Source organism: Labrys miyagiensis, from assembly GCF_030160835.1.
Classification (GTDB): Bacteria; Pseudomonadota; Alphaproteobacteria; order Rhizobiales; family Labraceae; genus Labrys; species Labrys miyagiensis.
The window spans coordinates 1-10,866 of the sequence record NZ_BSPC01000101.1; the positions used below are offsets into that span (position 1 = coordinate 1).

General features: G+C 58.7%; 8 protein-coding genes. 4 read left to right on the forward strand and 4 right to left on the reverse strand.

Going from position 1 to position 10,866, the window contains the following annotated elements; translation table 11 throughout:
• The coding region (locus QQL24_RS36245) for a WD40 repeat domain-containing protein (RefSeq protein WP_431310817.1) at positions 1–651 on the forward strand (651 nt) is incomplete at its 5' end.
• Here the strand turns inward: QQL24_RS36245 and QQL24_RS36250 are convergent.
• Complete coding sequence (locus tag QQL24_RS36250; RefSeq protein ID WP_284317190.1) at positions 546–1,229, reverse strand: tetratricopeptide repeat-containing protein; 684 nt, start codon at positions 1,227–1,229, stop codon at positions 546–548. The two genes, QQL24_RS36245 and QQL24_RS36250, sit on opposite strands and share 106 nt — an antisense overlap.
• Positions 1,230–1,560: 331 nt before the next feature.
• Between QQL24_RS36250 and QQL24_RS36255 the strand changes: the two genes are divergently transcribed.
• Positions 1,561–5,301, forward strand: a complete 3,741-nt coding sequence (locus QQL24_RS36255; protein ID WP_284317191.1) for a WD40 domain-containing protein — start codon at positions 1,561–1,563, stop codon at positions 5,299–5,301.
• Between the two features lie 605 nt (positions 5,302–5,906).
• Here the strand turns inward: QQL24_RS36255 and QQL24_RS36260 are convergent.
• Entirely contained in the window at positions 5,907–6,158 is a 252-nt protein-coding gene (locus tag QQL24_RS36260; RefSeq protein ID WP_284317193.1) for a hypothetical protein, read from the reverse strand.
• A gap of 537 nt (positions 6,159–6,695) precedes the next feature.
• Here QQL24_RS36260 and QQL24_RS36265 point away from each other — a divergent pair.
• Positions 6,696–6,920, forward strand: coding sequence for a helix-turn-helix domain-containing protein (locus QQL24_RS36265; RefSeq protein WP_284317194.1), 225 nt, complete (start codon positions 6,696–6,698; stop codon positions 6,918–6,920).
• A 1,446-nt stretch (positions 6,921–8,366) separates the two neighbouring features.
• A complete protein-coding gene (locus QQL24_RS36270; RefSeq protein ID WP_284317195.1) occupies positions 8,367–8,492 on the forward strand; it encodes a hypothetical protein in 126 nt (41 codons plus the stop codon).
• A 363-nt stretch (positions 8,493–8,855) separates the two neighbouring features.
• On the opposite strand, the gene QQL24_RS36275 is transcribed toward QQL24_RS36270, so the two are convergent.
• Together QQL24_RS36275 and QQL24_RS36785 are read right to left on the reverse strand one after the other, a co-directional pair.
• Positions 8,856–9,971, reverse strand: a complete 1,116-nt coding sequence (locus tag QQL24_RS36275; RefSeq protein WP_284317196.1) for a dienelactone hydrolase family protein — start codon at positions 9,969–9,971, stop codon at positions 8,856–8,858.
• 208 nt (positions 9,972–10,179) lie between these two features.
• Positions 10,180–10,422, reverse strand: a complete 243-nt coding sequence (locus QQL24_RS36785; RefSeq protein ID WP_431310818.1) for a DUF7662 domain-containing protein — start codon at positions 10,420–10,422, stop codon at positions 10,180–10,182.
• Positions 10,423–10,866 lie beyond the last annotated feature (444 nt).

A 10,866-nucleotide genomic window follows, 5' to 3' on the forward strand; every position in this document is an offset into this window, starting at 1 on the left:
GTCAATGGCGCTCTGCTGCAGCCCGACGGCCAGCGGGCGCTGTCATGGTCTGCCGACAACACGCTGCGGCTTTGGGATCTTGCAACCGGTCAACAGATCGGCCCGGCCATGGTGCATGACGACGCCGTTTTGGGCGTCCGACTGCTCGATGGGCAACGGGCGCTATCTTGGTCCGCCGACAAGACGTTGCGGCTGTGGAATCTCGCCACCGGGCAGCAGATCGGTCCGGCCATGACACGCGAGGATAAGATCTTGGGCGCTTTGGTACTCGCTCACAGCGGGCGGGCGCTGTCGTGGTCGGCGGATCACATGCTGCGGCTGTGGGACCTTGCCACAGGTAGGCAGATCGGGTCGGCAATGCCGCATGACGCCGTAATTAAAGGCGCTCTGTTGCTGTCGGATGGCCAGCGGGCGCTGTCTTGGTCGGACGACAAGACGCTACGACTGTGGAACATAAACTGGCCTACTGCGAACAACCTAGTGGAGCTCGGCTGCCGCCTCGTGGAGCATGATGAAGCTACTGACGACAAAGAGCTGCAACACAATCATGGTCTTTCCGCCTTCGCAGAGCGATATGGCATCAAGCTGGAGGATCCAATCTGCCAGCCCGGCGTCGCCATTCCCTCGCCAACCTGGAGCATTTCACAATGAACCCGAAGCCCACCGTGCCAGGTGAGCGCCGGATCGGCCTCATAAGGCTCCCGGTAAGACGCGATGGCGCTCCTCAAGGCGTCGCGGGCCTCGGGGCTTGCCTTGTCGCTCAGCTCATGGAAAATCTGCTTGTAGGCACGCCCGAGCAGGCCGCCCGCTTCGGCATACTCCGAAGGCTTAAGGTTTGGCCGCGCGCGCAACGCATTCAGTACATCGATTGCTGCTGTGACGTTGCCCAGTTCAATGAGGCATTGAGCGTAGAGGCGCCGATTCTTCGCATCCTCCGGATCATGACGGCAGATCGCTTCGGCAAGTTTGCTCATCAGATCGTATTGTCGAGCATCCCGCAAATTCTCGACCTGCGTCTTCATGATGGCAAAGTCCTCTGTCGAGAGACGTCGCAGCCGCCGCAATGACACTTCCGTCTCCCGAAAAATCTCGTCAAATTTCGAAGCGTAATCCATGTATCGGATCCGCCAAAAGTTGAAATGATTACTTAAGAAAATTTTCCGGCTCTGCTGCTCGATCCGATCCTGCCGGTGCTGCTGTGAAGTACGCTTGCCAAAGGCGATACTCATCCTGACGCCTCAGAACTGATGATGCGCCATCAAACCCTGAGATTGAACACCTAGACCAGCGGCTCACCCTTTACTACAATATACGGGACATCGAGCCCTGGTGACTGCACTTAGATAAGCGCCAGCAGATTGGAGTAGCAAGGGGGCGCTTCCAGCGCTCTGTGTCACTGCACGGTCGAGTTGTTCGCTGCTTCCGATTGGTGGCATTAAGCCAGTTGCAACTGCGCCGGCTCTATCGAGCAACTATTGTTTCGCCAGTAACAGTATATGTAGCTATTGATTTGCCGATTCGGGCCACCTCGATATTTTGTTGCCCTCTTCGAGGACGACGATGGACGCGTCGAATTCTGACAACAAGGCTGTGTCAGCGCCTCGGAGCCCCTCGCCCGCGACGGGCGGCTTTGACATATTCATCAGCTATCGGCATGGCGGACTAGACGAAGAGATAGCGATTAGGCTGCATCGACGTCTCGAGGTATTCCGGACACCGGGGGCACTGGTAAAAAAGGGGATCCCGGCTCGCCTCACTCGCGTATTCCGCGATCGCGAGGAATTTGCCACCAATAGCGACCTGACTAAGGCTACTCGCGAAGCCCTGACGGCGGCGCGCTTTCTCGTGGTTGTTTGCTCACCGCGCGCCAAGGAGTCGAAATGGGTTTCGGCTGAAATCGCCGCATTCCGGGAGATGGGCAAGAGCAGCAACATCTTGCCGCTGCTGATCGACGGCGAACCGGAGGATGCCTTTCCGCCCACGCTCTACTCGGGCGCAGCAGGTGAGTCCGAGCCACTGGCAGCGGATATCCGCGCCGATGATCGCCGCGATATTTTGCGCGCACTTAACGGGGAGGTCCTTCGCATCCTAGCGACGGTGCTGGGCTGCCGATACGATGACTTGCGCCAGCGCCAGCAGGAGCGGTCGCGGCGACGCCTCCTAGCCGTTGCCACAGGCTTGGCCGCGCTCGCTGTTGTGCTTACATTGCTGAGCGGCTATGCCTTCCTAATGCAGAGCGAGGCACGGCTTGCAGAGGGTCTCGCCAAGCAGCGGCTCGCGGCCGCCCAAATCAACCAATCAAAATTTCTTGCCGATGCCGCCGAGCGCCAGCTCGATGCCGGCAATGTCGATCTGGCCTCAGCATTGACGCTGGCGGCCCTCCCTGACGCTATGCAATCCGCCGACCGACCTCTGGTGGACGAGGCAGTGGCCTCGATGGAGCGAACTATCAGCAAGGATCGGCTGGTGGGTGTGCTCGCCGGACACAAAGGCTATGTGAGCGGTGCCGCTTACAGCCCTGATGGCAAGCTGATGGCCACAGCGTCGGAAGATGGGACGGCGCGCATTTGGGATGCCGTCAGCGGCGCCGAACTCCATGTGCTCTCCGGACACCTCTCGACGGTCCGAAGTGTCGAGTTCAGTCCCGATGGGAAGACTCTCCTCACTGCATCGGACGACCGCACTGCCCGCATCTGGGATGCCACCACAGGAATGGAATTAAAGCGTTTGATCGGTCATGCTGCCGGCATCTGGCGGGCCCATTTCAGTCCGGACGGCAAGCTCATCGTGACGGCGGGATGGGATCGGCAAGCCCGGATCTGGGACGCGGTGACGGGCGAGACGACACATATACTGGTCGGTCATACGAGCTACCTGGTGGATGCCGTCTTCTCGCCCGATGGCAAGGAACTCGCGACGATCGCCAACGACAAAGTCGGGCGCCTATGGAATTCCGATACTGGGGTCGAGATTGCTACGCTTACTGGGCACGAGGGGACGATCAGCTTCGTTACCTTTAGCCCCGATGGCACTAAGGTGCTGACCGGCGGCCTAGATAGCTCTGCACATCTGTGGGACGCGACTACTGGCCAAGCGATCCGCACCTTCGGTGGCGGCGATTTCAACCTTTATAACGTGCAATCGGCGGCTTTCAGTCAGAACGGGCTCTACATCGTCGCGGCCACTGAATTCAAGAACGCCCGAATTTGGGAAGTGTCGACGGGCAGGACCCTACGCATCCTGTCCGGCCATTCCAGTTGGGTAACCGAGGTGGCCTACAGTCCCGACGGCAATCTCATTGCGACAGGATCGCAAGATGGCACGGTGCGAATTTGGGATGGATGGACCGGCGCCGCGTTAGGCGTGCTTAGCGGCCACCAACACTCGATTACCGGCTTGGCCTGGAGTCCAGATAGCAAGCGCCTGCTCTCGACATCTCTCGACAAGACGGCTCGCATTTGGGACCCGAATATCGACCATAGGCGGCTGATGTTGCAGGCACATTCTGACTATGTAAGTGGGGCACACTACAGTCCCAACGGCAAGCTCTTGGTAACGTATTCACCGGATAAGACGGCGCGGCTCTGGGATGCCGACACTGGCGGCTTAATTACGAGCCTGCAGGGACATACCGACCGGCTCGACGATGCCGTGTTCAGCCCAGATGGTAGTACGCTCGCCACACGTTCCCGAGACGGAACGATCCGACTGTGGCGAGTAGGGACTTGGAAGCTCGAGCATGTTCTCCAGATCGGCAGCCCGTTGAATGGGCTGACCTTCAGTCCCGATTCGCGACAGCTTGTCAGCTGGTCCGAAGACAGGATTGCGCGCCTGTGGGACGTTGCCGAGGGCAAGGAGCTTCGGCACTTCGAGGGCAATACCGATCATGTCGAAGACGTACAATGGTCGGCGGATGGCTTGCGCGTTGTAATCTCGTCGATGGATACCTTCGCCCGTATTTATGAAGTGTCGACCGGAAAACAGCTTGTGCTCCTTTCGGGACATTCGAACTTTGTCCAGAGCGCACGGTTCTCGCGTAATGGCGCTCGCGTCATCACGGGTGGCTGGGACGGTACAGCGCGCATATGGGACGCAGCTACGGGGAAGCAACTCGTCACGCTGCCCGGCCATGCCAATATGATCGACGACGCCCTGTTTCTAGGCAATGAAAGCCGCGCTGTCACCGCCTCGCTCGATGGCGGCGTCCGCATTTGGGACTCCAATGCCGGCACTCTTCTTAGACTGATCAATGTAGGGAGCGGTGTCGTCCATTTCGCTCTCAGCCCCGACGAGACCATGGGAGCGACAACTGACCAGGCGATGAACGTACGCGTGTGGAACCTTAAGAGCGGTAGTGAGATCGCTGCCCCAGCGCGTGGGCGCGACCCCATGGACAATGTGGAGTTCAGCCCGGACAATAAGCGCATACTGACCTCCTCCGCCGGCGCCGACGGGCTAATCTGGAGTTTCGATCTGCTGAAGGCTTTGCCCGTGGGCACCATGCTGCCGCTGCTGCAGGCGCGCTCACCGCGTCCGCTGTTCGGGTGGGAGCGCCGCGATTTTTTTCTCCAGGAAGATCTCGAAGCGAACACCAGCACTACAGTGAATATCGACGAGTGTGACCGTCTTGCGGCCAATCCGTTCGACCCGGCGCGGACAACTGCTGGCGTGATGCTTGCGTCGTTAAACGCCACTGCTGCGATCGATGCCTGCACAGCGGCGATCAAGAACGCCACCGGCGAGCCGCGATTCATCTATCAACTGGGGCGTGCCTTTGAGGCTGCACAGCAATTCGATCTTGCGCGCTTGAACTATCAGGCTGCGGTGGACAGAAACTATCCGGCCGCCCTCATGAATATGGGACTACTCTATTTCAGCGCGCGCGGTGTCAAACGAGATGTTGCGCGCGCGAGCGACCTGCTGCGCAAAGCCTATGAGAAGGGAGTTGTCGCGGCCGGCAACCCGCTGGCGCTGTCTCTCACTGAATCCGACGCGCCCGCCGACCGTACCGAAGCGAGTCGCATCTGGCTCGATGCCGCCGAGCGCGGTGACCCCGCTGCGCAGCTCCGGCTCGCGCAACAAGCCGACATCGAGGGGCAGGGCGCCGACAACGGCCTCGCAGCATTCCGCGCCTACGCTATCGCCGACTGGCTGTACGCCCAAGTTGGCGACACGTCGACCGCCGCCATTGCCCGCGCGCGCGCGGCAACATTGGCTAGGTCGTTGCCGCCGGAAGCCATTGTTACCGCTTGGGCGGAAGTGCAAATGCGAAAGAAAGCAATCGCGGCGTTTCATAGATGAGGAGTGACAGTGGCGCGAGGAGGGGCGCCCCAGCTCCTACTTTCCACCTTGCCCACGCGAATATCCCTGCGACGTGTGGCCATTCTCGCCGATTAGGTCCCCACCAGTCTCTTCGCCGACGCCTTGCCCGATGATGCCCTGTGGCAGGAATTCGGCGCAGTCGGACTCACCGGACGCATCCGCGAGGTCGGCGACCTCAACAATGGCTTGTTCACCAGGACTGGCTCTTGCGTGGTGAGGAGCAGCGCTCAACCTCGCACGGGCCTGGCACTGCCGGAGCCTCGTCGTGCTGCTCGACGAGCCGATGGAGCACCTAGACCACGAGGAGGCCACGCGCATCCCGCCTCGTCAGCTGCGTCTGGTGGCAAATATGAAAAATACACCGCATTGGCCGAGGCAATGCGAGGCCTAGCGCGTTAAGTCATCTTCGCCACAAGCTTGCGCAACGAATATGAGATATCGAGCTGGGATCGCTGGCGGGAGGCACCTCAACAACAGCGCTCAATTCTCGGCCGCAAAACAATATTGTTGGATGTCTCGGCTTTGTTTCCGGCGCAATCTCTAATCGAGGTCACGCCGGAGTGGTTTGGGTAGTGGCCCGTCACTTAACCCGTATGACCAATTGGTTGATGTATTATTTGAAACAGGTTGCTGCGGATCTTGCGAAGCTCCGGCCACGGAAATTCATCGCTCGTTTCGCCGGGTTCACCAGTAGCAATCAGTCCATCGATCTTCGCGGTGATACCGGCAATCGAGGTAGCGTCGATGGAAAACAATTGGTCGGCCAATTGCGCCTCCTCCGCCGACGAAATCTCCTCCTGCCGCACAGCGATCGAATACCCGATCTCCCGATCCATGTCGTCCCAACGCGCTTGATGAACGCACAACTCGGTGGCTACGAACTCTCGCATTCGGTGAAGCGATGGAGCGATTCTTGCGCAGTCTTCGAACGATTCCAGTGATCCAATTCGCACGGGTTGGCGTAGTTCGGCTGCATGAAGAGTGACACTCGGAAAGCCGATCGTGCGCGCGAGTACGGTCTCCAAGCGTTGCTGTTTTCGACACCAAGTTAGCGCTTTACGATGCGCTGATCGCCAGAATTTCCAAGCAGCGAGGGCAGGGTCCTCTTGCAGTTCAGTGGTCGCTCTTGCCACACCCGTTCGATCGAAAGCGGTGCTGCCAGCGGCGGTTAGAAGGGTGGAGAGAATGTCCCTTCGTGATAGCCTAGATAAACTCGTGCTAGTCTCAGAATCAGCCATGATCCGAGCTCCATACAGCTTAGATTGTGGTCAGGCTGGATGCGTGTGTCCGCACGCATTCAGCCGCTTTGCGACAAAAACCTTACACCGCAAGATGACGATGCTCAATATAAATCACCATAATATAGTGATTACATGACCCCCCTTCAGTGCAAGATGGCCCGAACTGCGCTTGGGTGGGGTGTGATAGATCTGGCACGTGAAGCGCATGTTTCGACGCAGACAGTTGTGCGTTTCGAACGTGGGGACCAGCTCAAAAATCACACCGTGGACAATCTTCAAAGCGCCATGGAAAACGCCGGCATTCAGTTTATTCCGGAGAATGGAGGCGGTGTCGGAGTGCGCTTGAAAAAGCCTTAGTCAAGTGACTAGACAGCCAGCGATGTGTATTTCGGCTGCGCCCTCGATGCCCTTCGTAGTGGCTGCACTATGCAAAAGTCTGACCGACGGCCGCTGTGTTTCGGTGGCTTCGGGCCAATCGAATGGCGGATGATAGTGTTGCAGAATGCATCTCGCCAACAGCAAGAGTGCAAGCCAATGGCCATTTGACAGGCGGCGATTTTGCATGCTGTGCAACGACGGGATACAGAAGTCAGTGCGGAATATCGCGATTGGGTCTGTTGTGTTATATCGTACTATGTCGCGTGTTTGAGGTTGTCGGCCCAGGCGCGTGAAGCAGTACGACCGAGATGGCCAGATAAAAGGCCGCAATGTGCAGCTCGGTTGGGGTGTTGTTTTTGTTCACAGTTTTCTCTCTCTCGGCAATGTGTGGCTTCGGCACGCAATGTGTGCACGATAGTTAAGACATTGCTGAACCTGTCCTTTCCACACATTGTCGGGGCTGACGATGGCTGAGGAGAAGGACTTCCAGTTCTGACCGGGCCGCATTCACTCCTGGCACGGCCAGCCCCCTGATCCTTCACGGCCCGGGCGCTCGTTGCTGCTCGGTGGACGAGCGGCGCCTAGCGGCGAGGGCGGCTCAGGAATGCAAGCCGCTCCGCCTTTGGCCGGGGCTATTGCTAGCCTGCGAGAGTGCCGCCTAGTGTCCGGAAGGTCCGGGGTGACGAAGGCTCGCGTCTTCCGGCAGGCAGCCTTTCAGCGTTTCTACCCACGCGGCTCACCACCTGCAGCGCAGGCCGAACCGGCCCGGAGCTTCAGGAGTACAGGTGACCTCCTCCTATTGGCTGTCTTCGCCCGCCTGCCGCATGGCTGCTACGATGCGGTTTGAGGGTCCAGAAGATGCTGAATTGGGTGAGGAAGGCGATAGGCCGGGCCTTGGGATTGCCGCCTGAGGTTAGCATCGAAGAGCGCCATGACAGATTCTTGCGGCGATGCGTGGGATTGGCCGATGGTAGGCGGTGTCCCCGCGACAGCCAAGGACGCTTCGCGGTCTCAATGTGGCCGCGTCGGGTCAAGGGCAGGGCAGAGCAAGGCACACCAGCACGGCCCCCACGACACACGCTCCCGACGCTGCGTTCTTGGCCGTGGTGATCGTCACGCCGAATGTCTTTGGGTTGAGCGCTGATGCTGGTTGGCGTCCAGACGGAGAAGCACGGATTCCTTAAAATGCGGTGGGGATGAGGGCGGAGAAGGTGAGGAGGGCGGAGGGCAAGATAAAAGCGAACGGCACTGCGTTAGCCTTCTTCGCTAAATTGTTATGGTCTGCACACTGGTTAGGAGGCCGCGCGCGGCACCTATCAGAGGGCAGTAGAGTGCCGCCTCCTCCTGCCTTTCCAGTCTTAGGGCGCTCTCTCGCGGCACCACGCCGAATCTTGCCTCGCTTTTTGACTGTTCAGGGCGGTGCCGATGAGCCGCGATGAGGAAAGCCGCATTCGCCTGAAGCCGGGGCGCATCCGCGGTGATGGCGTGGCCACCACCACCTTCTTCACCGAGGTCCGCAAGGTCTCGCGGCAACGGCACGGCGAGGAGTAAGGGGTGCAGCTGACGAAGGGCGGGGGGAGCGGCAGGGCCAAGCATGCGCCTCATCGCTCCTTGAACGCCTCTTCGACCGCGGGTGCGGTCCCTGGTGGGCTTTTTGGCTGGGATGGAGCGCGGCGACACGTCGCCGCCGCCGTGGTTTGCCGAGGTTGCGGCCAACGCCGAAAACTACCTCATCGACTGCGTTCGAAGCGGTATGGAAGGAGACAATCGGGCGCCGATAGCCTGGCCGCTACCTCAAGATATCGCAAACGGCCCAAGGTCCAAACCGTGGTGGCGTTTCTGGGTCCAGTAGCCGCCGCTGTGCCATCTCCCGAGGATGACATCTGAGGGCCACCTAACCCTCGCATCTTTCATTCATGGTCCAGCCGGCCCAATCCAACGATCATTTTCCATCACAATCCCGCAATCGGTGTTTTTTGCTGTCTCGCACATCTTCAATGCCGAGCTGCGAGCCGCAGCAAGATCGTTCGGGCCGCCATCTTCATAGTACACACGCCTGGCGCTGGGAGAAAATGCCATCGCCTTGGGGACGGGCGCTGACATGTAAGTGGCAGCATATTGGGTTTGGACTATACCTTGACTAAACCCCAGATGCCTCACCAACGCGGGAGCTTCTTGGCTACTCCACGTTTGCAAGTGATGCAGACGAAGAAAGTCGTCGAGTTCGCCCAGCCATTGCACTCCATTGACAAAGAGATCGTGACCATCCTTCAGGGCGGGCTCGAATTCCTTCAATTGCACATCGCTGCCCCCCTTGGAAAAGGCGCCGTGCAAGCGCTCAACGACGTACGCGGGAAAAACAAAATCATTCTTGGCGTAGAGCCAAAGATTGGGGACGCGGCTGGCAGCACCATAGGCTGTGTAAGCCTCTACCAACTTGTCATCCCAACCGGCACAGGTCGAGCGCAAGCCCCCGGAAACGCTCACGACGCCAACTAGGCCCGGAAGATTTCGCGCGCCAAGCGCGACCGCGATAGCTCCTCCGGCAGAGTTGCCCATAACAATGATATGCGAGGGGTCAGCGTCTGATCGTTTCTTTACCACATCGATGGCTGCCTGAAGATCGTCCGCTCCTGTGTCGATATCCCGACGGATGTGAGGGTCTTTGCAATCGACGCCGTGTTCAACGCTGCCGTCGGATTGTCCAAACCCTCTCCGGATTACTACCACCGCCAGCCAGCCTCGCAACGCCAAGTCTCGGGCCGCAGATCGATACCTGTCGACCGTCAAATTCTGATTTGCCGTTTGAGTTTTGTCCGTACCGTGCGTAATCACAGCAATTGGCAGCGGCCCGGTTGCTCCTTGTTTCTTCACAATGAGACTGTCCAAGCGATAGTGTTTCCCGTGGACCACGACATGGAGGAAGTCGTGTGTCTCATCGAAATCTGGATCGGCGGCGAAGGCGACAGGTGAAACTAGCCATAAGGTGATCAAGAGGAGGCCGAAAACAAGCTTTCTCGACACACGCATCCTCAGTTTTCCTCCAGATTCTATCCCATTGATCGAGATACTATTGGGGTCAGATTCCAGATCGATCAAGGAGGAAGTAGAGGGATTTACTTTGCGGCCCGGGAACACTCTGCCGAAGAGTTCGGCTTGGCAGACTGCCATCTGGTCGACAGGCTAATTGCTTCGTAGCTCGCGTTAGCGATCGAACATCAGGGCCAACCTCAGAGCCTCAACGCACCCGTACAAACTTGACCCGTCTGCGGCCCGCAATGAGGAATGCGTCAAACCCAGCGGCCCGCCACGCCTCCCTTTGGGAGTGACCAGAGGCGACGGTGTTTGCCCACCATTGAGGCCGCTCCGCGCTGGCTGGAAGACCTCGACCAATAATCTTTTCTATCTCCGCAAAGCTCAACTCGATCTCTCGAAAAGCAACTGTCTTAAGGTGACCGGCGAGGGGATCATAAGCTGGCATGTGTTCTCCCAATTGTTCTTTGCACGCACCACTATCGAGAGCATTTGGATTTCCCGCTAGTTCAATTCTTCTGGTGACAGACAATCTGACACACCATGGAGTTGCCGTCCGGACCTCTTCGCGGCGTGGTGCCACCACCACGGCATTCGCTCGTGGGAACGCTGCGTCGGCATGTATCAGGCCGAGCGGATTCCAGACGCGGAACTTGAAGGGGCGGTGACTGCTCGGGACGCTCTATTACGGACGCTTGTATTTGCGACCGTTGCATGCTCCCTTTTCAGAGAGATCTAACAGAGCACAGCGAATGCCGGCGGAAATTGACCTGTCTCCCCTCCCATGGGAAGGGCCACGGCTATCCGAGGAAGAGCTTAACGACGAAGATGCCGCTTTTGGTCTCACAGAGAACGCACTTTTAGTGCTCTCTGAGGCGTGGATATTTGACGA